The 23,043-nt window shown below is 57.1% G+C and carries 22 protein-coding genes; 15 read left to right on the top strand and 7 right to left on the bottom strand.

Annotation, left to right across the window (positions count from 1 at the left end):
• Positions 1-52 precede the first annotated feature (52 nt).
• Together RAL88_RS00365 and RAL88_RS00360 are read left to right on the top strand one after the other, a co-directional pair.
• On the top strand, positions 53-916 hold the full coding sequence (locus tag RAL88_RS00365) for an amino acid ABC transporter permease (RefSeq protein ID WP_306266446.1): 864 nt from the start codon (positions 53-55) through the stop codon (positions 914-916).
• Between the two features lie 12 nt (positions 917-928).
• Entirely contained in the window at positions 929-1,681 is a 753-nt protein-coding gene (locus tag RAL88_RS00360; RefSeq protein ID WP_306266444.1) for an amino acid ABC transporter ATP-binding protein, read from the top strand.
• Positions 1,682-1,795: 114 nt separating this feature from the next.
• Here the strand turns inward: RAL88_RS00360 and RAL88_RS00355 are convergent, their stop codons facing one another.
• The 3 genes from RAL88_RS00355 to RAL88_RS00345 all read right to left on the bottom strand — a co-directional run bounded on the left by RAL88_RS00355 (position 1,796) and on the right by RAL88_RS00345 (position 4,584).
• Complete coding sequence (locus tag RAL88_RS00355; protein ID WP_306266443.1) at positions 1,796-2,377, bottom strand: carboxymuconolactone decarboxylase family protein; 582 nt, start codon at positions 2,375-2,377, stop codon at positions 1,796-1,798.
• Positions 2,378-2,479: 102 nt separating this feature from the next.
• Positions 2,480-3,526, bottom strand: coding sequence for an aromatic ring-hydroxylating dioxygenase subunit alpha (locus tag RAL88_RS00350; protein WP_306266442.1), 1,047 nt, complete (start codon positions 3,524-3,526; stop codon positions 2,480-2,482).
• A gap of 137 nt (positions 3,527-3,663) precedes the next feature.
• Positions 3,664-4,584 carry a LysR substrate-binding domain-containing protein gene (locus RAL88_RS00345; protein WP_306266440.1) on the bottom strand — a complete coding sequence of 307 codons (921 nt, stop codon included), beginning with the start codon at positions 4,582-4,584 and terminating at the stop codon, positions 3,664-3,666.
• A 95-nt stretch (positions 4,585-4,679) separates the two neighbouring features.
• On the opposite strand from RAL88_RS00345, the gene RAL88_RS00340 reads away from it, so the two are divergent.
• Positions 4,680-5,762, top strand: a complete 1,083-nt coding sequence (locus RAL88_RS00340; protein ID WP_306266437.1) for a hypothetical protein — start codon at positions 4,680-4,682, stop codon at positions 5,760-5,762.
• 96 nt (positions 5,763-5,858) lie between these two features.
• Complete coding sequence (locus RAL88_RS00335) at positions 5,859-6,728, top strand: glutathione S-transferase (protein ID WP_306266436.1); 870 nt, start codon at positions 5,859-5,861, stop codon at positions 6,726-6,728.
• 69 nt (positions 6,729-6,797) lie between these two features.
• Here the strand turns inward: RAL88_RS00335 and RAL88_RS00330 are convergent, their stop codons facing one another.
• Positions 6,798-7,376 (bottom strand): helix-turn-helix domain-containing protein, encoded by a 579-nt coding sequence (locus RAL88_RS00330; RefSeq protein ID WP_306266434.1) that lies wholly within the window; start codon positions 7,374-7,376, stop codon positions 6,798-6,800.
• A 117-nt stretch (positions 7,377-7,493) separates the two neighbouring features.
• On the opposite strand from RAL88_RS00330, the gene RAL88_RS00325 reads away from it, so the two are divergent.
• The 5 genes from RAL88_RS00325 to RAL88_RS00305 are packed head-to-tail and all read left to right on the top strand — an operon-like array spanning position 7,494 to position 12,859.
• Positions 7,494-8,744, top strand: coding sequence for an FAD-dependent oxidoreductase (locus RAL88_RS00325; RefSeq protein ID WP_306266433.1), 1,251 nt, complete (start codon positions 7,494-7,496; stop codon positions 8,742-8,744).
• Positions 8,745-8,757: 13 nt separating this feature from the next.
• Positions 8,758-9,012, top strand: coding sequence for a sarcosine oxidase subunit delta (locus RAL88_RS00320; protein ID WP_306266432.1), 255 nt, complete (start codon positions 8,758-8,760; stop codon positions 9,010-9,012).
• Positions 9,002-11,941, top strand: coding sequence for a sarcosine oxidase subunit alpha family protein (locus RAL88_RS00315; protein ID WP_306266430.1), 2,940 nt, complete (start codon positions 9,002-9,004; stop codon positions 11,939-11,941). Before RAL88_RS00320 ends, RAL88_RS00315 begins: the two co-directional genes overlap by 11 nt.
• 1 nt (position 11,942) lies before the next feature.
• A complete protein-coding gene (locus RAL88_RS00310; RefSeq protein ID WP_306266428.1) occupies positions 11,943-12,467 on the top strand; it encodes a hypothetical protein in 525 nt (174 codons plus the stop codon).
• The gene (locus RAL88_RS00305; protein WP_306266425.1) at positions 12,464-12,859 is read left to right on the top strand and encodes a RidA family protein; all 396 of its coding nucleotides are present in this window, start codon (positions 12,464-12,466) and stop codon (positions 12,857-12,859) included. Before RAL88_RS00310 ends, RAL88_RS00305 begins: the two co-directional genes overlap by 4 nt.
• Before the next feature lie 54 nt (positions 12,860-12,913).
• Here the strand turns inward: RAL88_RS00305 and RAL88_RS00300 are convergent, their stop codons facing one another.
• A complete protein-coding gene (locus RAL88_RS00300; protein ID WP_306266423.1) occupies positions 12,914-13,279 on the bottom strand; it encodes a DUF6455 family protein in 366 nt (121 codons plus the stop codon).
• A 392-nt stretch (positions 13,280-13,671) separates the two neighbouring features.
• Here RAL88_RS00300 and RAL88_RS00295 point away from each other — a divergent pair, with 392 nt between their 5' ends.
• The gene (locus tag RAL88_RS00295; RefSeq protein ID WP_306266421.1) at positions 13,672-15,141 is read left to right on the top strand and encodes a tetratricopeptide repeat protein; all 1,470 of its coding nucleotides are present in this window, start codon (positions 13,672-13,674) and stop codon (positions 15,139-15,141) included.
• A gap of 509 nt (positions 15,142-15,650) precedes the next feature.
• Here the strand turns inward: RAL88_RS00295 and RAL88_RS00290 are convergent.
• A complete protein-coding gene (locus RAL88_RS00290) occupies positions 15,651-16,580 on the bottom strand; it encodes a LysR family transcriptional regulator (RefSeq protein WP_306266419.1) in 930 nt (309 codons plus the stop codon).
• Positions 16,581-16,791: 211 nt separating this feature from the next.
• On the opposite strand from RAL88_RS00290, the gene RAL88_RS00285 reads away from it, so the two are divergent.
• From RAL88_RS00285 to RAL88_RS00265, 5 genes are read left to right on the top strand one after another with little or no spacing between them, the layout of a single operon-like run.
• Positions 16,792-17,853, top strand: coding sequence for a C4-dicarboxylate TRAP transporter substrate-binding protein (locus tag RAL88_RS00285; protein ID WP_306266417.1), 1,062 nt, complete (start codon positions 16,792-16,794; stop codon positions 17,851-17,853).
• A gap of 53 nt (positions 17,854-17,906) precedes the next feature.
• On the top strand, positions 17,907-18,425 hold the full coding sequence (locus RAL88_RS00280; protein WP_306266416.1) for a TRAP transporter small permease: 519 nt from the start codon (positions 17,907-17,909) through the stop codon (positions 18,423-18,425).
• Between the two features lie 52 nt (positions 18,426-18,477).
• The gene (locus tag RAL88_RS00275; RefSeq protein WP_306266415.1) at positions 18,478-19,809 is read left to right on the top strand and encodes a TRAP transporter large permease; all 1,332 of its coding nucleotides are present in this window, start codon (positions 18,478-18,480) and stop codon (positions 19,807-19,809) included.
• Between the two features lie 29 nt (positions 19,810-19,838).
• Positions 19,839-20,543, top strand: a complete 705-nt coding sequence (locus tag RAL88_RS00270; protein WP_306266414.1) for a cyclase family protein — start codon at positions 19,839-19,841, stop codon at positions 20,541-20,543.
• A gap of 47 nt (positions 20,544-20,590) precedes the next feature.
• A complete protein-coding gene (locus RAL88_RS00265; protein ID WP_306266413.1) occupies positions 20,591-21,991 on the top strand; it encodes an amidase in 1,401 nt (466 codons plus the stop codon).
• A 42-nt stretch (positions 21,992-22,033) separates the two neighbouring features.
• Here the strand turns inward: RAL88_RS00265 and RAL88_RS00260 are convergent, their stop codons facing one another.
• Entirely contained in the window at positions 22,034-22,951 is a 918-nt protein-coding gene (locus tag RAL88_RS00260; protein WP_306266412.1) for a LysR family transcriptional regulator, read from the bottom strand.
• Positions 22,952-23,043: the final 92 nt, after the last annotated feature.

The raw sequence follows: 23,043 nt of genomic DNA, 5'->3' as shown, positions 1-23,043 counted from the left end.
GGATACCCAGATGGATCGAACTTCTCCTCCGCCCGCTCCGCCGAAGAAGCGAATGACCCTGGTCGACATCGCCCTTTTCGCAGGGGTCGCGGCGTTGATTCTTTATGCGGGCTATCGCGTCAACGACGTGCTTGTCTATAATTGGGACTGGTCGCGTGTCCTCAATTTCTTCATTCGTTATGACGAAAATACCGGTAGGTATGTGGCAAATCTGCTGCTTTACGGACTGGCAACCACATTGCGACTGGCCTTCTGGGCAACGATCCTTGCAAGCATTATCGGCATTGTCATGGGATATTGGCGCACCAGTGAAAACCTGACTTTGCGCATCCTTGGCCGCACTTATGTCGAACTTATCAGAAACCTTCCACCACTCGTCTTCATTTTCATTTTCTACTACTTTATTTCCAGCCAGATTTTTCCCGCGCTCGGCTTCGACGATATTGATACGGGTAACATTCTGGTCAATAATTCGCTGTTTCGCATTCTGTTTGGCGACCCGCAGCTTATTTCGAACTTTCTGGCCGGCGTTCTGGTGCTTGCCATGTTTGAAGGCGCCTACATCACCGAAATCGTCCGCGCCGGCATCCAGTCAATCGACCACGGCCAATCGGAAGCTGCACGGGCAATCGGCCTGTCGCGCCTGAATGTCCAGCGTGACGTGATCCTGCCTCAGGCGGTGCGCAAAATCCTGCCGCCCTTGGCCGGCCAGTTCATCACCCTGATCAAGGATTCGGCAATCGTGTCGCTGATCTCGATCCAGGAACTGACATATCTGGCGACCGAAGTGGCGGCGACGACCACGAAGGTCTTCGAGACATGGATTCTCGTCGGCGCGATGTATTTCGTGCTGTGCTACAGTTTTGCGCTGTTGTTCGGCTGGCTGGAACGCCGCGCCGCCCGAAACCGCCGATAGGAGATCATCTGTATGGTTGAACCCACTGCAAGGCCGCTGGTCGAAATCAGTCATATGTGCAAATGGTATGGCGAATTCAGCGCGCTGCACGACATTAACCTGACGGTTGCGGAGGGCGAGAAAGTGGTGGTCTGTGGACCTTCGGGATCGGGAAAATCCACGATGATCCGCTGTATCAACCAGCTTGAAGCGCATCAAATGGGTACGATCCGGGTAGATGGGCAGGAAGTGAAGCCCGGCATGAAAAACATCGAACAAATTCGCCGCGAAGTCGGCATGGTGTTTCAGAGCTTCAACCTGTTTCCGCATATGACCATACTGGACAATCTCATTCTCGGCCCGATGAGAAATCGCGGCATGCCAAGGGCCAAGGCCACCGAACTGGCCATGGGCTACCTCGAACGGGTGCATATCGCCGAACAAGCCGCAAAATATCCGCCGCAGCTGTCCGGTGGGCAACAGCAGCGCGTGGCGATTGCGCGGGCACTCTGCATGAAACCCAAGATCATGCTGTTTGACGAGCCTACGTCAGCACTGGACCCGGAAATGATCGCCGGAGTGCTCGACGTGATGATCGAACTGGCCGAGGAAGGCATGACGATGATCTGCGTAACACACGAGATGGGTTTCGCCCGCAAGGTAGCTGATCAGGTGGTCTTCATGGATGAAGGCGAAATCATTGAGGTCGCGGCACCTGAAACCTTCTTCAACGATCCCCAGAGCGGTCGTGCACAACTGTTTCTGAGTCAACTGCTCGGGCACTGAGCGATCTAGCGCGGCGTGCAAATCAGCAGCGCCGCTGTTGTTCAATCTCACATGATGTCAATGTCCGGCATTTCGCGGCTGGAACGCGGACCGGCGACCGGACGTCACGCGGTCCTATTCATCCTTCGCATAATAGCCAATGACATCGCCTTGCGTTGTCACGCCAAGTCCGTTCAGCAGCCGGTTCACATAGTTGAAATAACCGATGATCTGATTGGCTTCCAGTATCTGGCCGTCATCCAGCCCCGCGCGCCGCAGATCATCGACGTCGGATTTCACCATTTTGCCCGGCGTCAGTGTCAGTTTCTCGGCGTAATGCATCAAGGCAAGGTCCCGCCCGTCAAGCGCCGTTTCCGGCTTGCGGGCATGCAGCGCCGCTTCAATCCGGTCGGCGCGCGCATCATCACCGATCAGATGGCGTGCATTGGCCCAGTGGTTGGCCAGCGAATAGGTGCAGTCGTTGAGGATCGACACATAGGAACTTAAAGTTTCCTGGAGCCACACCGGCAAGGTATTGGCCTCATCATGCAGCGCAGCGCGATAAAGCACGACATGGCCCTTCATCGTGCTGGGGCGCAAAGAATGCACCCGCATCACATTGTCGACCGTGCCGTGCGGTGTCCGGGCGATTTTGAGAACCTCAAGCAGAGCCGGATCCGCATCTTCATCCGAGATCATTTCTATCCAGGCGGACATCATCTTTCCTTCTTCATCGGTGTTTCCGCTTCGCGCCACGGATAGCTGCCGTCAATTAGTCTGGCAGTCGGGGCAGCCTGGCAGTCTGGCCGATAATGCAGCTTACTGTGCTGCAGCGGCCGTGGCAGCAGCGGCTTCCTGATCTATCAGACGTTTCAAATGCAATCGGAACAGTTTCGCCCCAGCGTCCAGACCAAGATCGATATTCGGCGTCTGCTTGTGCTTCATCCCCTTGTGTACCGCGACCAGAACAGTGCGGTCTTCCTCGAAAGCCATACGGGCGCCGGCATTCATCTTCTCGGATATCGCCTTGTCCCGGGGGTCGGTATTGCGGTGCTGGAACCAGAAATAGCGACTGTGATCTTCATCAATCGGCGTCATGAAATTATAGGAGATATTGATATAGGTCTTGTCGTCGGGTGCCGCGTCAGGGCCTCCGGTGCCTGTCGGCGTGTAGACCGACTTGTTCAGCCCGATGGCGGGAAAGCACATCTCGTAATGCTGTAGCCTGTCGCAGGTTCCTTCAAACCGCACCAGATCGGCATAATAGGGTGACGGCGGCCGGTCGTAGATCCAGCGCGACACGATCACACCTCGCTCGGTTCGTGCAACATCGAGCGGCTGATCGTCAGTACCTGCGCCGGCGAAGGATGTGACATGGACCCAGGCCACATGGCTGGGATCGAGCAAATTGTCGACGATCCACAGATAGTTGCACTCGATATCCAGAACCCCACCCTCGGTGTATCCCCATTCGGGATTGTCGAAGTTCTCGATCGGGAAAATCGTGTCCGGGTCGGCAAGCGCGGGGTCGCCCATCCAGATCCAAAGCAACCGGTATCGGTCGACGACCGGGTACGACCTGACAACTGCCCGGCCGGGAATTTTCCCCGGCTGCGTTGGAGCTGAAACACAGGTGCCGCTACAGTCGAAGGTCAGGCCATGGTAGCCGCATTCCACCGTATCACCTTTCAGGTTGCCCTTTGACAAGGGCAGCTTGCGATGCGGACAGGCATCTTCAAGCGCTACCGGCGATCCGTCTTCCCGGCGGTATATGACGATCTCTTCGCCAAGAAATGTTTCGGCTTTCAAAGTACGCTCGAAGTCCTTGCTCCAACCTGCGACGTACCACGCGTTCTTAAGATACATGACTTTGTTGCCTTGTTCGGAGTTGCCTTGTTCAGATCAGCCTTCGAAGTTGCCTTGTTCGGAGGCCCACCCGGACAGTCTAGGACAGAGATACCCGATCCCCAATAGTACAATCATAATGCCTGACATTAGATTTTCTAAAGCAGATGCTGCGGATCATTGGCGGCCTCCTGAAACAGCCATTCGTGGAACCGCAGGATACGATCGGATTTCATCGCCGCCTTCGGGCAAACAAACCAATAGGAGAACTGGGATACTGCAATGCCGTCAAGCGGTCGGACGAGACGGCCATCCCTCAGCGCATCGATGACCAGTGGCTCCCGCCCGAGTGCGACGCCCAAACCCTGGACCGCCGCCTGGACCACCATGTTGGCCTGTCCGAACCTGCGACTGCGCGCCGGCAGTGGTAGAACCTGACGCGTCTGCTCCGCCCAGAACGCCCAGGTTGGTGGATTACCGCCAATATCGGCAAGCTCATCCAGCAGAAAGGTGTGATGGGCCAAATCCGCAACCGATGTCAGTGGCGGACCTGCATTGAGCAGAGCTGGCGCGCAGACCGGAAACACCCGCTCATCCAGAAGCCGTTCGACATGCAGCCCCGGATGGTTTCCCATACCGTAGAGGATCGCCAGATCGGCCTGCCCTGTGGCAAATCCGACAGGAGACGGATCAGTCAAAATCGATACTGGTGTATCAGGGTGACGCTGATCGAACCGGATCAGGCGCGGAAACAGCCAGCTGACGGCAAATCCCGGTGCGCAAGATACTGTTATTGTGGGGTCCGCTCCGCCCTTGTGGCGCAGCTTGTCGCAATGCTCGCCGATCTGCCCGATACCGCTAGCAATGGCGTTCGCCAGAGTCCGGCCTTCCCTGGTCGCGACAGTTGTTCTGGGACCGCGGACAAGCAGGCGGCAACCGATCCATTCCTCGACCAGTTTTACATGCTGGCTGACCGAACTTTGCGTCACGCCGAGTTCTTCGGCGGCACGGCCGAAGCCCTGCAGACGGACGACAGCCTCAAAGGCGCGCAAGGCGATGAAGGGAAGGTTCGGCAACATATTAGACATCCTAATGTTGCGGATAATGAAATACAAATTGATTCAGCGCGGTGTCTGCCGCTAGGCTGGCGCGTCAGTCAACAATCGGGTCTGCAATGTCAATACGACAGCTGTCTATCGAAAAAGGCGCAGCCAACCTTCTGGTCAATTGTGCCGGAACGCGACGCGACGATCATTTGCTGATCATCCGCGAAGAGCCCGGCCTGGGTTACTATGACGAAGACATCGTCACCGCTGTTGCCGAAGCGGGGCGCCGGATCGGAGCGCATGTCACCGTCCAGGAGGTGCCATTCAATCCGCAGGCTACAGAAGTTCCCGCCGAAGTCCGCACGTTGATGGGCGGAGCTGATCGGACTGTGTTTCTTGCCCGCATCGGTGACCAGCTTCGGTTTTCCGACATGGCGTCGAATGGCCGGGCGCTTGTATCCTATGCGCTTGATGCGGAGATGCTTGGATCGGCCTATGGCACGGCCGACTATCGCGCCTTCGATCTGCTGAAATCCGCCCTCAACCGAATGCTGAGCGCTGCGAAAACGATCCATGTGAGCTGCCCCGCCGGAACGGATTTTCGCGGCAGCGGTCCCGGCTCGGTGACGCCGTTGCAGGATGTCGGCATCTACCGGTTTCCGATGCCGGTCTTTACTCCGATTCCGGCAACTGGATTTTCCGGCAGAGTGGCGTTACCAGGCTTCCTCATCGGAACCGGGTCGATGTATTATGAACCTTATGCCGTGGAATATGATGGCGCGCTGTTTGCGGACTTCGCGAACAACCGCATGACCGGGTTTTCCGGCGACAAGAAAGCTATCGAGGTGGCCGGAGCGCACTATCAACTCGTGGCCGGCAAATTCGGCATCGACAGGGATTTCGTGCATTCCTGGCATGCCGGGATTCATCCGGCATGCGCGTTCCCGGGCGCGGCCTCGGACAATTACGAGCGCTGGAGCGGTGCGGCCTTCGGCAATCCGCGGCTGTTGCATTTCCATACTTGCGGTGCCTATGCGCCGGGAGAGATTTCCTGGAACGTGGTTGACCCGACCATCGTCGTCGACGGGGTTGCGGTCTGGAAGGATGGTGTGCTGCATCCTGAACTTGTGCCCGGCGGAGCGGATATTCTGGCTCAATATCCCTGCGCCAGGGCCGTGTTCGATGCACCTAGCCGGAACATCGGGCTCTGAGGGGCGCAGGTGCGCAAGGCCCCTGACATCCAGTCGGCTCAACACTAGCGCAAGAAATGCAGGCCCTATCCTGGAAGTGTTCACAAGGACAAAACAATGACTTATGAGATCGCACTGGGAGACCGTGCCTATTCCAGCTGGTCAATGCGGGGCTGGCTGCTGTTTGATCATTTCGGGATACCCTGCAAGGCGCGCCACGCGCGGCTGGGTTCCGACGCGTTCACAACTCTGATGCGGGACTTCCAGCCGGCAAGAACCGTACCTGCCGTGCGTTTTCCTGAAGTGACTATCGCTGACAGCCTGGCCATCGCCGAGGAACTGGCAACCCGCCACCCCGAGGCGGGGCTGTGGCCGAAGGCCCCTGCGGCGCGTGCGATCGCGCGATCACTTGCAGCCGAGATGCATTCGGGTTTTGTTCCCTTGCGCCGCGCCTGCACGATGAATCTGCGGGTGTCCTATAGCGAATTTCCGATCGATGAGACGGTGACGGCCAATCTTGCAAGGCTGGAGACGATCTGGGCTCACGCGCGCCAAGCCTGCGGTGGCGAAGGGCCATGGCTCTGCGGCGGCTATTCTGCCGCCGACGCATTTTTCGCGCCAGTCGCTGCACGGATTGCCGGCTATAATCTGGCGGTCAGCACATCGGCGCAGGCCTATGTCGAGGCTCATCTGGCCGATCCTGCGTTTCGCCGCTGGCGGGCCATGGCGCTGGTCGATGGCGATGATCGGCTGGAATATTTCCACGATAACCCGCGCCGCGACTGGCCCGGTGCTGCAGCTTTGCCGGCACGTGCGGTCGAAGATGGTGCACCGGAAAATGCTGTCTGCCCGTATTCAGGTGACCCCGTCGCCCATCTGATGCAATATGAGGGACGTATTTTCGGCTTCTGCAATGGCTTCTGCCGCGACAAAACTGTCGCCGATCCCGAGGTCTGGCCGGAATTCGTGAAGCTGCTCGGCAGATGACCGCCATGGACCGGAGCCGTCAGAGGTTCGACCACCGGAACGCTCGTCCTGGCAACAGGTGATGCCTGCTCAATCCGGTCTGGCCGAAACGGTGATGAATTCGACGGCATCACTGACGATCTCGCTGAACCCGTGCGGCAGTTTTGCATCGGAGCTGAGCGTATCGCCCGGCTTCATCACGAAGCTTTCGCTGCCGCAGGCATAGGTTGCCTCGCCGGAAATAATATAGATGAAGATGTGTCCCTCATGTTGATAGCGCGGCAAGGTGCCTGCTTCTTCACGCCGTATCCGGATATGGGCGGACTGAAAGCTGCCGGCCGGTCCGTTATGCTTGCCGAGCAACAGATAATCATGCGCGTGCCCCGGCGTCACCCGCCGCGCCGGCAGGCCACCGCCGGCACGCACATGATGGATATCGGCCGAATTTCCACTGTTCGAGAACAGGGCCATGATCGAAACAGACATCGCTTCTGCAAGGGCATGAAGGGTCGACAAGGACGGCGAGACATTGCCGTTTTCGATCCGGGAGATCATTGCGGATGAGACTTTGGCCCGCGCCGCCAGCTCAGTCACGGTCATGGCGCGCTCTTGGCGCAGGCGGTGCAGCGCACGCCCGACTTCTGCTTCGACTTCCGTACTTGCGGCCATAGAGCTCTCCGTTTTCCCCGCTTGGGTCGCGGTCGCCAGATGCGACACGACCAAGGCCAGGCATCCTCCGACAAACTCCTTGACGGTTAATTACTAATAGTTACTAATATAACTGTTATGCAAAATTACTCAATCCTCTCCCTCGCCCGGAATGCACTCAGCGGCCACAGAAACTGGCAGCCGGCCTGGCGCAGCCCGCCGTTGAAGGATCGCTACGATGTCATCGTCATCGGGGCCGGAGGGCACGGATTGGCCACGGCCTACTATCTGGCAAAGGAATTCGGCATCACCAATGTTGCGGTGCTTGAACGCGGCTGGCTGGGCGGCGGCAACATCGCCCGCAACACTGTCACCATCCGTTCAAACTATATGCGCGACGAATCGATCCCGTTTTATGTGAAGTCGGTCGCCATGTTCGAAGGTCTGACCCGCGAGTTGAATTTCAACATGATGCACTCCAAGCGCACCATGGTGGACGTCGTCCAGACCTATCCAAAAATGCGCGAGCTGCGTCGCCGCCAGCTGACGATGGATATCCATGGCGCGACTTATGAGCAGATTTCGACTGCGGAAGTGCGCCGCCGCATTCCGGAGCTGACCGGTGGCGGGCAGAATGCGCGCCTGCCGATCATTGGCGGCATGGTGCATACCGATGCCGCCGTCAACCGCCACGACGCGGTGGCCTGGGGCTATGCACGGGCTGCCGATGCACGGGGCGTCGAGATCCACCAGCAGACGGCGGTGAAAGCCCTGATCCGGGATGCCCAGGGCGTCATTGACGGTGTTGAGACCAACCGCGGTGTGATCCGCGCAAAAAAGGTGGTCGTTGCGGTGTCCGGCCACACCACCACGGTAACCGAGACTGCCGGGCTGCGGCTGCCGCTCAGAACGATGAATTTGACAGCCTTCGTCTCCGAACCGGTCAAGCCTCTGGTCGATGTGATCGTAAACTGCCCCGATAGCGGGTTCTATTTCAGCCAGTCGGACAAAGGCGAAATGGTGATCGGCGGAGCGCCTGATATGGGGCAGAGTTTTCGCCGCGACATCAAGCAGCACGTCTTCGAAGACACCGTCTGCGCGATGCTGTCGCTGTTCCCGTCCTTCAAGATGCTCAAGCTGATGCGGCAATGGGGCGGGCATCTGGACATCGCGCATGATTCATCACCGATCATGTCGAAAACCGATGTCGAAGGCCTGTTCGTCACGGCCGGCTGGTGGGGCGGCTACAAGGCGATCCCGGCGGGCGGGCTGACATTGGCGCATCTGGTGGCCAGGGGCGAGCCGCACCCGCTGATGGCGCCCTTCACGCTCGATCGCTTCCGGCATCTGGATTTCGTCATGGAATCCGGCACCACGACCGCCCGTTAGAAAGGAAAGATGTATGCTTGTCATCCCCTGCCCGTTCTGCGGCGAACGCAGTGAAAGTGAGTTCATCTTTGGCGGCGCAGTTGAGACTGACCGACCGGACCCGGCAGCTGTCACAGATGCCGAATGGGTCGATTATCTGACCGTCGTGCCAAACCCTCTCGGCCCGGTCCATGAACGCTGGTGGCACGCGCGCGGCTGTGGCGAATGGCTGACCATATGGCGCGACACTCGCACGCATGATATCGCTGGAGGCCGCGATGGCACATGAATTCCGGCGCCCTGCGGGCGGGCGTATCGACCGCAATCGCAAGGTGCGGTTCCATTTCAACGGCAAGTCTTATGACGGGTTTGACGGCGATAGTCTTGCCTCGGCACTGATCGCGAATGGCGTGTCGCTGACCGCGCGCAGTTTCAAATACCATCGCCCGCGCGGGATCATCGGCAGTGGGCCCGAGGAACCGGCTTCTCTGGTCGAACTGGAGGGCGAGGACGCTTCGGGCAACAATCCGGTCACGACAGTCGCAATCAGAAACGGCCTAAGAGCCCGATCGATCAACTGCTGGCCCTCGCCGGAGTTCGACCTTGGCGCTGTCACCCAGCTGTTCGCGCGTCTGATCCCGGCGGGATTTTATTACAAGACTTTCAAGTGGCCGGACTGGCACCTGTTCGAACCGATGATCCGCCGTGCTGCGGGACTGGCGGCGGCCCCTGTGGGCCCCCCTTCCTGCGGGCATTTCGAAAGCCGTCATGGCCATGCCGATATCCTGATTGCCGGGGCCGGCCCTGCGGGTCTGATGGCGGCGCTGGTTGCCGGGCGCGCCGGCGCGCGGGTTTTTCTGGCTGACGAGGGCACTGAAGCCGGTGGCAGCCTGCTGAACCGCATGCTCTGGATCGGGGACCGGCCGGCCATGGACTGGGTGGCCGAGATTGTCTCGGAACTGGCCGCGATGGAGAATGTCACCCATTTGCAGAACACCACCGTGTGGGCCTACCGCGAGCATAATTTGCTTGTCGTGAATGAACGCCTGCCCAATCACAACGCGGTTCTGGAACGCAGTTGGCGCGTGCGTGCGCGGCAGGTCATCTGTGCGGGCGGCGCCATCGAACGTGCCATGGTGTTCGTCAACAATGACCGGCCCGGCGTGATGCTCGCCTCGGCCGTCCAGACCTATGTGAACCGCTATGCCGCGATCCCCGGAAAACGCGCTGTGATTTTCACCAATAATAACAGCGCCTATGCGGCGGCGGCAGACATGGCAGCAGCCGGGATCGTCATCCCCGCAATCGTCGACAGCCGCAACCCGGTGCCCGCCGAAGCACTGGCGCAGGTCGCCGGTATTGAGGTTCTGCAAGGCCATGTCGTCACCGCAGCCAAAGGGCGCAAACGAGTTCGCGCCGTCACTGTGTCGCCCAGGGATGGCGGCGCGGAGCGGGTCATCAAATGCGATCTTCTGGCGCATTCCGGGGGCTGGAACCCGGCGGTGCATCTGTTTTCACAGTCGCGCGGAACCGTGCGTTATGATGAGCTGATTGCAAGCTTCGTGCCGGATGTTCCGGCCCAGCGAACCCTGTGCGCCGGTGCCGCAACGGGCCGGATGACCCTGGCTGAGGCGCTGACAAATGGTGCCGAAGCGGGCGCGCAGGCAGCTTTGGCCTGTGGCTTCGATGCCCGGCCGGGCGACGTGCCCGAATCCGGGGATACCGCCTACAGGATCGAGCCGCTGTGGCGGGTGGAAACGCCCGGACCAAGGGGCGAGGCATTTCTGGATATCCAGAATGATGTCTCGGTCGATGATGTGCATCTCGCGCTGTGCGAGGGTTATGACAATGTTGAACACGTAAAGCGCTATACCACGGGCGGAATGGGCCTCGATCAGGGCAAGACCGGCAACATCAATATTATCGGCACGGTGGCCCTGCAAAAAGGCGTCGAATTGCAGGATGTCGGCACCACGACCTTTCGCTCGCCCTATACGCCGGTGTCGTTCGGTGCGATTGCGGGCCTGCGCGAAGAATCTGTCCTGTTCCCGTATCGCCATACACCGGTTACCGCCTGGAACAAGGCTCGCGGCGCAATCATGTACGAAGCCGGTGCACGCTGGCGGCGTCCCGGATATTTCCCGCATGAGGGCGAGAGTTTTCAGGATACGGTCAACCGGGAATGCCGCGCGGTGCGCGAGCGGTCCGGTGTCTATGACGGCTCTCCGCTTGGCACGTTCGAGCTGAAGGGGCGCGATGCCGGTGCGTTCCTCGACTTCGTCTACACCAACGTCATGTCGAGCCTGAAACCGGGCAGCGGCCGCTATGGCCTGATGCTGTCCGATGACGGTCTGATCCTTGATGACGGCGTGGCCTTTCGCATTGATGAACAGCGCTGGATGGTCTCGACCTCGACCGGGCATGCGGATGCGATGAACCAGCATATGCAGAAAATCCTGCAGACCCTGCGTCCGGACTGGCAGGTGATGCTGACCAATGTCACGAGCCAGTGGAACAATGCGACGGTCTGCGGCCCGATGGCGCGCGCGGTCATGAAGGCGCTCGGCGCCGATATCGATCTGTCGCCGGAAGCCTTCCCCTTCATGGCGTTCCGCGACGGCACTGTTGCCGGCCTGCCCGCACGCGTGGTGCGGGTCAGCTTTACCGGCGAGCTGTCGTTCGAGATCAACGTTGCGCCCCGCCATTTGCGCTTGCTGTGGGACAGGGTGATGCAGGCCGGTGCCGCTTTCGGCATTGAGCCGGTCGGGTCCGAGGCCAGCCATGTGCTGCGCGTCGAGAAAGGTTTCCTCTCGCTGGGACATGAAGTTGACGGGACCGTCGATCCTCATGACCTCGGCATGGGCTGGGTAATGTCCGGGAAAAAGGCGGATTTCCTTGGCAAACGGTCCGTCGACCTGCGCCGGGCGGGCGGGCGCACACGGCGCGAGCTGGTCGGCCTGCTGCCGGTTGATCCGAACCGCGCCATCCCAGAGGGTGCGCCGCTTACTCCCGGCGGGCGCAAGGAAGCAACCGAAGGTCTGACCACAGCCTGTGTCTGGAGTGTCGTCAACAATCGCTGGGTCGGCCTGGCACTGCTGGAAAACGGCCGGCAACGCCATGGCGAAACCGCCTATGCCCGGCTGAAAGACGATGTCATCCCGGCGAAAATCACGGCTCCGGTGTTTCATGACCCGGCCGGAGAGTTGCTGAGGTCATGACATGAGCTACGACGTGCACATCAATCGCCAGGACATCTCGGCGCTGTTCGATCTGAAAGGCGATCAGGAGGCCCTCGAGCGTTGGGCTGGCCAGAGCCTGCCGGCTTTTCCCGATGCCGCCAACCGGCTGACCAGATCAGAACACGCAAGTCTGTACTGCGTTGGGCGCAACCACTGGATTGTGAGGGCGGAACTTGAACACGAAGAAGCGCTGTTGGCGGCGCTGAAACCCGACGCCGCACCCGCTGACGTCAGCGTCGTTCTTATATCCGACACGCTGACATTCTTTGACGTCACCGGCCCGGATGCCGCCGCGATCATGTCGATTGCCTGTCCGCTGGATCTGCATCCCGCAGCCTTCGGCGAAACCACAGTCACATTCACTGAAATGTTCGGCCTCAAGGCGCTGGTGCTTCGGCTGGCAGACGGGTTCGAATTTGCCGTTGACCAAAGCTTCGGCAACATGATTACCGACTATCTGGCCCGCGCCACCGCACCTTCAACCGGAGAGGAAACCCGCTCATGAGCCGTACTCATATTCACACCTATCAGACGCGCTATCACGCACAAGCGACCTATTCCAAGGCAATCCGTGCGCGCGGAGATTTTGTCTTCATGCAGGGCCAGGTCGGCACATTACTGGATGGCACGCTGATAGGCGAAGGCGATCCCGGTGCCCAGGCCGATCAGGCCTGTCAGAACATCAAGCGCTGGATGGAAGAAGCCGGCGGCAGCCTGAAGGATGTCTGCAAACTGACGGTCTATGTCACTGACATATCGTACCGGCCAGCGGTTTACGAAGCCATCAACCGCTGGTTTGAAGGGGTACAGCACTGTTCCACCGGGGTGGTTGTGCAGGGGCTGGCCGATCCGTCCTTACTGGTCGAAATCGATGCCATGGCTGTCATCGACGACTGAGACCACCGGCGCGCCGGTTAAAGCGCCCGGTGGGACATAATCAAGCCGTTATTCTCAGCGCACCCGCTTGACGGCGCGCGCGAACCACTTGAAATCCTGTTGATTGGGGCAGAACGTCGCCTCTTCGATTCCCGCATTCCGATCGGCAAGAAACGTCCCGCATTCCTGGGTTTTGCTGCAGTTTACGCAGCGCCCGGCAAATGCCGCGCGGTCCCGGCTGTTGGAGTCGAGCGCCCGCGCACTCACGCCATGGCGTTCGGCCATCGCGCCCATCCGCCGCATGACACTGTCGGGCGTCAGCGCCAGACGTCGAAACTGTGCGCGATTCAGCCCGAAATCCTCCAGAACATTTGGCTCAATCGACTCGACTTCGTTGATTGCGCGCATTCTTTTCTGAACAGATTTCAAGAATCCCAGCATATCCACCTCCATATGGATGTTGTTGTTGCCAACAACATTAGCGCACTGCGCAGCCGGACACTTTGATCTAGCGCAAACCGTTGTGGTGCAGCTTTGGATACGGTGCATATCCTTCAAAGGGTTTGGAACCGGCTATGCGGCGCGATACCGCACCTTGGCAAGTGTCCGGTTGGCGGGCGAAGCGTCCGGAACTACAATGACCATCGATTGCCGAAATGGGCGGGGAGCTGGCGTTCGCTGCGCTTGCGGAAACAAAATCGCTTGTGATGACAAGCCGACATACAATGCAGGTAACGTTTGCGGACTTGTTCTAAATGCGGATCTGAGGCAGCCTACAACCCAAGGCGTTCTAATTGGGGATGTCGATCTGTTTCCAGAAGTAAGGAACACTCATGGCACCCTATCAAACAAGCGAGTTCTCATATGTTTTTCGCGAGGGCTATGACTATATCTCCTATCTAGAAAAAAAGAGCCATTTTGATCGTGTTGAAATCGCCGTAGATTCTGGGATTAGGAAACTGGTTGCTTCAAACGAAGAGCTTGCAAAGTCACAACTTCAAGCAACCAGCCAACTGGGAGCGGATATCCGAGAGGGGTTCGAAGGGCTAAGCGTTTCTATTGATGCAGTTAGGCACTCCATTGAAGATTTGAAATCTGTTTGCGAGAATGGATTTGCGCAGATCGATTTGAGTTTGAACTATATCGATCAATCGATTCAGCAGCTGATCAGAATTGCGCAAACACCAGATCAAACTTGGGCGCTAGAGCAGTACTCTATTGCTACAGACGCTTTCCGGAAGAACTTCGCGGAAGAAGCTTTGGACTATGTAAATAGAGCTATTTTGGGGCATGGCGACAGATCGGGCTACCGATTAGAACATAGATTTTACATGCTGAGAGGTCTTATCCGTCTGGGAAACTACAAAAACCACACGCCTGAAATTTTGGATTTAAAAGCCGCATCAGAAGACTTTCTTCTGGGCGCTCGGTATGCAGAGCATGACAGCCAAAAGGATTGTGCTCGGAGCTTTGGGCTTGCGGGTTGGGCTTCCTATTGCGCCGGTCGTATGGAAGATGCTCAGAAATACTTAAACCGATCGATTGAGATCAATGGGGCTGACAACCAAAGCAAATTCGAGTTGTCGAAAGTGCTCTTTCATGTGGGGAACAAGCCCGAAGCCAAGAGATACTTCTCAGACACTCTTCGGAACGATTGGAAGTACGCCCTTCGAGCAGGTTCTGATGAAGATTTTTTAAAATACCGGAAGGACGTAGAAGAGTGCATTAACTCTTATCTATCCGAGCTTCGTCAAGACTTGTCTAAAGCTATTGGTCTGTATGACCGACTTGAACTTACCAAAAAACAAACCGTTCTTTCACGCTACGGTCTTAACCTAGATACATCTCCGCAGTCCTTTTTTACGAAACTAAAATCTTCGATAAAGGCAGCACCAATTGCTGACCTTGAGACCATGAAGTCTGCAGTGGACGAAAACCTGAGGAGTCTAGAGGATGGTCTATCAAGTGCAAAGAACCAGATTCGAGAGCGAGCAAGGGGCATGAGAGGCCAAAAGAATCCAAGTGTATTCGATGGCCCAGAATATGCTTGGATTCCAATTCTTTTCGCCGTGGGGACATTTATTTTCTACGGTGCTTCTCAGCCATATTTTTTCACCTCTAACGGAGCTCATATAACTGAGTCAACAATCGCAGTTATTTTCGGATTTTTTTACTCAATCCTAGTTGGTATTTTGACCTTTTTTGTGTTAATTCCTGCCGCGAAATGGGTAATGAATTCAACAAGTGCAAATGAGAGAGGTAAGTCGGCGTCAGAGATGGAGAGAGATTTAGCGCTACTTTGATCGCAGCATGAATGCATGCCTTGCGCTTTGTCGGTCCTATGTCGTTTTCTCCCTATTCTTTGCATGTGCTATCTTTCTTCTTACAGGCCGCTCGAATTCTATGGCTAACCCTCATTTTTAATGGAGGAATTCGCCATCGAGTAGCGACAAAGTCCGCACGCAGACCAATCCAAGGTGCCAAAATGCTGCGCGGTTCATGAATGGCTACAATGCGAAAGCTGCACCGCAGCGCCCCACGATCGGCCAAGGTCCGGTGTGGGCCGAAATGACGATCAGCTTTAAAAATCGATGGTCCAAGAAGGACTCCGAATCTGCCATCCGCACATTCTCAGATCATCATAGAGCCATAGCGCAGGAATGGGTCGCATTTTCGTCTCGCATGGGCCGCCATTTTCTTATGAGGAAACAACCGTAACACCCTGTTTTTTTGATTTCCGCAAGCTTCCGGCCAAAGTTCATCCCGACCTGCTGCGCCAGTTCCTGGACAGAACCTTGCCAAATCCCAGGTATCAGGCGCGATTGATGATTTCTCCGGGCCAGATGCCGTCCTGGACCAGGGTTTTGCAGGCTTGGGTGAGCAATTGCCCGGTGACAAGACTGGCTCTGGGTCGTGTCGCATCATGCCGGGATGCAAGATGGATGGTCCATTCCAGATTCGGCCGCATGATATCAAGTGCGACGATCTTGCCTTGATGCGCCTGTTGCATCGCCAGATAGGTCGGAAGAATTGTGCAATGCCCGCCCTTGACCAGGCTGACGAGGCCGGGAAAGGAGTCGATGTCGGCAACGACATTGAGTGACAGGCCTTCCGCCTCGCAGGCAGCGTTGATGTGTTTGCGGATTGAATTGGCGGAACTCGGCAGCACGAGATTGAGCTGGGTAATCTCATCAAGGCGCACGCCGGGCTTGTTGGCCATGGGATGATCGCTCGGCACCAGCAGGCAGAGTTTTTCCTTCAGGATCGGCTCGCTGCGCAATCCTGACATGGGTTGTATGTCAAACAGCAGCGCCAGATCGATGTCTCCCAATTGCAGTAATTCCGCCAGCCGTCCGCTCATCGCTTCGATAATGTTCAGTCTGATCTGGGGATAGCGCGAGCGCAGCATGGGGAAAAATTCCGGGATCAATCCGCCGGCAATGGTGGTGGGAAGGCCGAGCCGCACCAGCCCTATCGGCTCCTCCGCGAGACCATCGACGACTGACACAACTTCCGCCACATCGCGCACGATATGATAGGATTTCTGCAGCACATATTTGCCCTCCTCGGTCAGCGCCGCACCGCGCGAATGACGCCGTACCAACAGGACATTGAGTTCCTGTTCAAGACGCTTCAGCGAGGCACTCAGGGCCGGCTGAGTGAGATTGAGTTTTCGCGCCGCGCCGGACAGGCTGCCGGTCTCGGCAATGCCGATCAGGGAATGCAGATCTCGGAGTTCCATTGACGATTTTCCGGTGTTCTGAAATCCAGTTCAGGCACAAAAATCGTGCGCATTCCCAGACCCTCGATATAAACCCTTTTTATATCACACTTCCAAATTTTCCTGATTGTCAAGAAGCGATGGATTTGGAACGCTGCGTTTCTGGCGAAATTCCACAGCCCGGCTTCGGGCGATAAACCAAATCAATACCGAACGCAAGAAAGGGATTTTAATGTCGCATCTCGTCAAAAGCCTCATCGCCTCAGCAGCCCTGCTTTCAACCACAAGTCTATCCAGCGCGGATGTAATCAATCTGCGCATGGGGTCGGGTCATCCGATCGGTCTTCTGGCCTATACTGAAAGTGCCAGTGAATGGTTCGCACCGGAGCTCAAAAAGCGTATCGAAGAGCGCACCGATCACACCGTCAACCTTCAGGAACTTCACGCCGGACAGGTGGCAAAAGTCACCGAGGTGCTGGAAGCCACACGTGACGGTATTCTGGACATCGGTTTCATTTCCCTGATCTTCGAACCATCCAACGGTTACCTGCAGACCTTCACTCTGTTCCTGCCGTTCAATTCGCCCGATGCCAAAACCGTTACGGCAGCCGCAAAAGCGACCTTTGAGGAATTTCCCGAGCTCTATACCTCGTTCGAAAAGGAGCACAATCAGATCTATCTGGGCGGGGCCTGCCTTGAGAATTACGGCCTTGGCTCGAATTTCGCGTGGGAGAGTTTTTCTGATCTTGAAGGCCACAAAATTGCCGGTGCCGGAACCAATCTTGACTGGATTGTCGGCGCAACCGCTGTCTCCTCAAACCTCAACGAAGCCTATCAGTCGATCCAGTCAGGGGTTTATGAAGGCTATTTGAGCGCCTCTGCATGGTGGCACAAATTCAAGCTGAATGAAGTCGCACCGTATTTCACAAAAACCGATTTCGGCGCGCAATATCTCAACGCCGTGACGATCAACAAGGACAGCTGGGACCGGCTGCCGGAAGACGTTCAGGTCATTTTGAAAGAAATGGGCAGTGAATGGTCCGAAGTGACGGCTGAAGTCTGCGCCCGCAACGATGCAGAAGGACTTGAAAAATTGCGCGCTCTTGATGTCGAGGTCACAGAGATTTCCGATGAAGCCCGCAAGGATTGGGCCGTGGCTCTGAAGGACTTTCCAAACCGCATGGCGCAAGAGCTGAACGGGCGCAACTTCCAGGGCACAGAAGTGCTCAATTTCTACATGGATAAGGTCGAAGAGCTCGGCCATGTCTGGCCCTATCGCTACGAAATCAAATAACTCCCAGGACTAGAAGCACGGCATTGGCACGGCAATAGAAAGTGGCTCGCATCATGTTGGACAAAATCGACCGTTCGGTTGTGATTATCAACCAGGTGCTCAAATATGTTGCGGCCACATTACTGCTGGTCGTTGCCGTGCTGATCGCGTTTGATGTGGTGATGCGGTTTGTCTTCAACAAGCCGGTCATCGGGATTGCCGAAATTGTCGCCAATGGCATTGTGATCATCGCCTTTCTGCAATTATCCTACGCGGTTCGAATTGGCGGAATGTTGCGGTCCGATTTGTTGTTCAGCCTTCTCAATGAAACCGGAAAAGCGGTTTTCGAGATTTTTGTGTCAGCACTCGGCGCGCTGCTGTTCGGCCTGATCGCATGGGCGTCCTGGTCGCCGATGCTGAAAGCCATCAGAACGCTGGAATTCGAAGGCCACGCCTCGTTTCAGGTCCCGGTCTGGCCGGTCAAACTCATCATTGTGTCATGCGCCATTCTGGCGGTGATCAATTACGGCATGATCATTCTTCAGACCCTCATCAATCGGCGGCCGTCACCGGACCCGGCCCTGGGCCACTGAATGACACATCACAATTGCATTTTGTTTGAAGTGGACCGGAGGGGCCAGACTCATGGGCAGTCCTGAATTTGCAATGGCCATCATCGCCATTCTGATCGCTCTCATCATCTGCAGCGTTCCGGTGGTGATCGCCCTGGGGCTGTCCAGTTTCTTCGGACTGGCCTATCTCACCGGCAGCGTCGATGTGGCCGGCTCGCTGTTGGCGAATACAACTTATGAGGCGATCCGGGACTATGTCTTTGCCGTGATTCCGCTGTTTGTGCTGATGGGCGAGTTCATCGCCCGGTCGGGGACCGCAGCCGATTTGTATAATCTGATCAATCGCGGTCTGAAGCGCCTGCCCGGGCGCCTGGCGCTGGCAACGGTTGCGGGCAATGCCGTGTTCGGCGCAGTCACCGGTGTCAGCATCGCGTCCGCAGCGGCGTTTTCACGCATCGCCTATCCGCAGATGGTCAAACACAATTACGACAAATCCACTGCTCTTGGTTCAATCGCAGGCAGCGCATCGCTGGGCATGCTCATTCCGCCCAGTGTCTTGCTGATCGTCTGGGGCGTTATTTCCGAGCAGTCCATTGGCCGCCTGTTCGTCGCCGGTGTGCTGCCGGGCCTGCTGCTGGCGACAATGTTTTTTCTGTTCATCATCGGCTACGCAAAGCTCAAACCGGCATTCTTCGGCGAAGGTGCCGGGCATGTCGACGCGACACCAGCCATTGAGCCGACCGCCGCGGATCTGAAGCGCGAAAAGCTCGGCGGAATCGGGGTCTGTATCTTGATCGTGGTTGTTCTGGGCGGCATCTGGTTTGGTGCTTTCACCCCGACAGAAGCTGCCGGAGTTGGCGTGCTTCTGGCCTTGCTGCTGGCGGTTCTGAAAGGTGTCAGTCTGCGCGGCATCGGCGAGGCGGTTCTGGAAACCGGCCGGATTTCCGCACCATTGCTGTTTCTCCTGATTACCGCCCAGATGTATTCACGGCTGCTGGCGCTGGGCGGTATTACCGGCTTTATTCAGGACCTGTTCCTGACCCTTGGCAATTCGCCCTTCCTGATCTTGTCGATCATGGTGCTGGTCTGGTTCGTCCTGGGCATGTTCATCGACTCGGTTTCCATCATTCTGCTGACCGTGCCTATCTTTGCGCCGCTGTCTTCGGGTCTTGGTTACGACCCGATTGCCTTTGCCATCATGGGCATCGTGGCCATTGAAGCCGGTTTGCTGACGCCGCCGCTCGGCCTGTGCGTCTACACCGTGAAAAGCTGTGTTTCCGATCCGGACGCAACCCTGGCGCGGATTTTCAAAGGTTCGATTCCGTATTGGGTCATTCTCATTATCCTCGTCGCCCTGATAGCCAATTTCCCGGCTCTGGCGACCTTCCTCCCATCTCTCATGTAACGCAAAACACTCACTGAAAGGACGTTCCCATGGCCAGACGTATTGTAGATCTCAGCCTGACAATCGAAGACAACATGCCGGCTCACAAGCTTTTCCAGAGCCCGATTTATCTGAAGGCTCTGAGCCATGAAAGCACAGTGTCCTTCGGACTGGGTGTGCCGGGTGACGCCATGACATTTCAGACAAATTACATCGGAATGCTGGATCATGTCGGCACCCATGTGGACGCGTTTCTGCACGTCAATCCAAAGGGCACGCCGGTGGATGAAATGCCGCTGGATCTTTTCATGGGCAAGTCGGTTTGCCTTGATCTGCGCCATATCGGTGATCTGGAAGATATCACTGCGGAACATATGGCAGCTGCAGAGGCCAAATCCGGGGTGAAAGTCGACGGTCATATCGTGTTGCTCTGCACCGGCTTTCACAACCGCAACAAGGATGACGCAAAAGCCCTCGTCTGGGCCAATCCGGGCCTGACCACAGAGGCAACGCAATGGCTCTATGACCGCGGCTCGCGGATGCATGGGGTTGAAGGGCCATCGACCGACAAGCCGTCCGATAACATCTTTGCACAACACCGGATGTGCCGGGATCTGGGCATTTCCCATTTCGAATGGCTGGTCAATCTGGAAGAGCTAGTCGACAAGGGCGAATTTGAATTCATCGGCCTGCCGATCAAATTCAAGGGCGGTTCCGGCTCTCCGGTGCGGGCCGTGGCACTGCTTGACGAATAGAATGACAAAGTCTCCCTCCCCTTTCTCTTTCTGAACCGGAGCTTGCCATGGCATTCGAATTTGCCTTCAAGACGATCCGCGAATTGAGCAGCGGCCTGTCACGCAAAGACTTCTCGCCAACTGAATTGTTGGCGGGAGTGATGGCACGCTATGAAGAGCTGGAACCCAGGCTCAACATGTTTGTCCACACCGATTTCGACGGTACCCGGCGACAGGCCGAAGCCAGTGAGGCGCGCATATTGAGTGGCAGCAAACTGGGTGAACTCGACGGTATTCCAACCTCAATCAAAGATCTGATTGCCGTCAAGGGGATGCCGATGCGGGCCGGTTCGCGCGCCACAGCGGATGCGGATCAAACTGAAGATGCGCCCTCCGTGGAACGGCTGCGTGCCGCCGGCGCGGTTATTCTTGGAAAGTCGACCACCAGCGAATTTGGATGCAAAGCGGTTGGTGACAGCCAGCTGACCGGCATTACCCGCAATCCCTGGAATACCGATCTGACACCCGGCGGCTCCAGCTGCGGTGCAGCTGCAATGGTCGCTTCGGGGCTGGTGCCCTATGCGTTGGGCACAGATGGTGGCGGCTCGGTCCGCATACCGGCGGCACTGACGGGCCTGTTTGGCATCAAGGCCAATTTCGGGCGGGTGGCTGTGTTTCCAACATCGGCAACGCCTACCCTGGCCCATGTCGGGCCTCTGGCGCACAGCGTTGAAGATGCTGCGCTCGTCCTGTCCACCATCGCCGGCTATGACAAGCGCGATCCGTTCACCGTCGCAGGCGGGCAGCCGGATTTCGCCGGAGCGATGAAATCCTACCGCACCCTGAAAATCGCCTGGAGCCCGACACTTGGCTACGGGCGCGTTGACCCGGAAGTCATGCGGTTGTTGGAACAGGCCATCAGACATATCGAAAGGCTGGGCCTGCAGGTTGAATTGGTGGAAAGCGTGATGGACGACCCCATCGATATGTGGACCGCCGAATTTTACGCCGGGGTGGGAACCAGATTGCGGGATATCATTCGCAACAAGCCTGAACTGCTTGATCCGCCGGTGCTTGATATTCTGCAAAAAGCGCTGGATCAGGATATGGACAGCTATTACCAGAGTGTCTTCAAGCGCTATGATTTCCGGGAGAAAATGCGCCGGTTTTTCGAAGTTTACGATATTCTGCTGACACCGACCCTGCCAGTGGCCGCCTTTCCAACCGGGCTTGATATGCCGCCCGGTTATGAAGACAAGAACATCGTCTCCTGGGCGACATTCACCTATCCGTTCAATCTGACAGGCCAACCGGCGGCGTCTATCCCCGTTGGCTTCACGGCCGGCGGATTGCCGGTTGGATTACAGGCGATTTCATCAATGCATGATGAATTGTCGATACTATCCCTTGCACAGGCCTATCAGAAATCGTCGCGCTATCACCTGGAAACGCCGTCAGCGTTTTCGTAGTGCGCCCTGCCCTCTATCGATAGCCGCAAATCCTGCATCGGCCTAATTATAGCCTTCGCAGATCGTCTTGATTTCGGACATCAGCGATCTGCCGGCCGGTGGCAGCCTGTAGCCTTTGCGGACCGCAATTCCCGCGACACGGGTCCAGGTGATGTTCTGGCAGTCGATGCGAACGATGTCGCCGTGATAGGGATTGGTGCGAATGTTCGGCAACAGGGTCAGCAGGTCAGACTGCTGCACAATGCGGATGGCGACCGTGCGCGACACAGCCTCGACCGAGACATGCGGAAACACCCAGCCGCGCGAGCGAAAAACGCTTTCCAGATAGAGATATTGCGGATCATCCTCGCCACCCAGAACCCAGCCGAAATCCCGAAGATCAGCCGGACCGATATTCTTGCGTTCAGCCAGCGGATGGCCGGCACGGGCGACAATATCCATCTCGTTGGTGATCAGCGGCTGCCAGTCGATGTCCTGCATGGTGGCGATTCCGGGAAATTCGGACACGAACAGCAAATCGAGCTTTCGCTCCCTCAGCAAATTCAACAGAACCGCGACCGTATCCACCTTGAGATGGATTTTGGCGGTCGGGCTGCGCGAAACCACATTGGCAATCGCCCGGGGCAGCAAAGCATCCAGGAACGAGGCCCCAGCTCCGACGTGGACCTTGCCGGGGGAATTTCTGAGACCGTCAATCGCATTCATGATCTGATGGCTCTGACTGCGGATGATCTTGGCGTGCTCCAGAGCGGCCTTGCCGGATGCCGTTGGAAGAACACCTTTGGAATGCCGGTCAAACAGCCGAACCCCCAAATCCTCCTCTGCCCGTTGCAGAGCCTTGGTCAAGGCCGACTGGGTCATGCCGAGAATGGTTGCGGCGGCATTTATACTGCCATGCTCCTCAAGTGTGAGCAGGACAGCAACATGGCGGAGCGGCAGGTAAGTATTCATTTTATTCATATCATATGCCTGATATTCAGTCTTGACCAGAATGTATCTTAGATGCGAGCCTTTGTTCAATCAAGTGGTGACAATCCCGACGCCGCCTAAGC

Origin of the sequence: Pararhizobium sp. IMCC3301, from assembly GCF_030758315.1 — a bacterium.
Classification (GTDB): Bacteria; Pseudomonadota; Alphaproteobacteria; order Rhizobiales.
The sequence above is the reverse complement of the archived record's forward strand: the minus strand, read 5'-3'. Positions and strand labels throughout refer to the sequence as shown.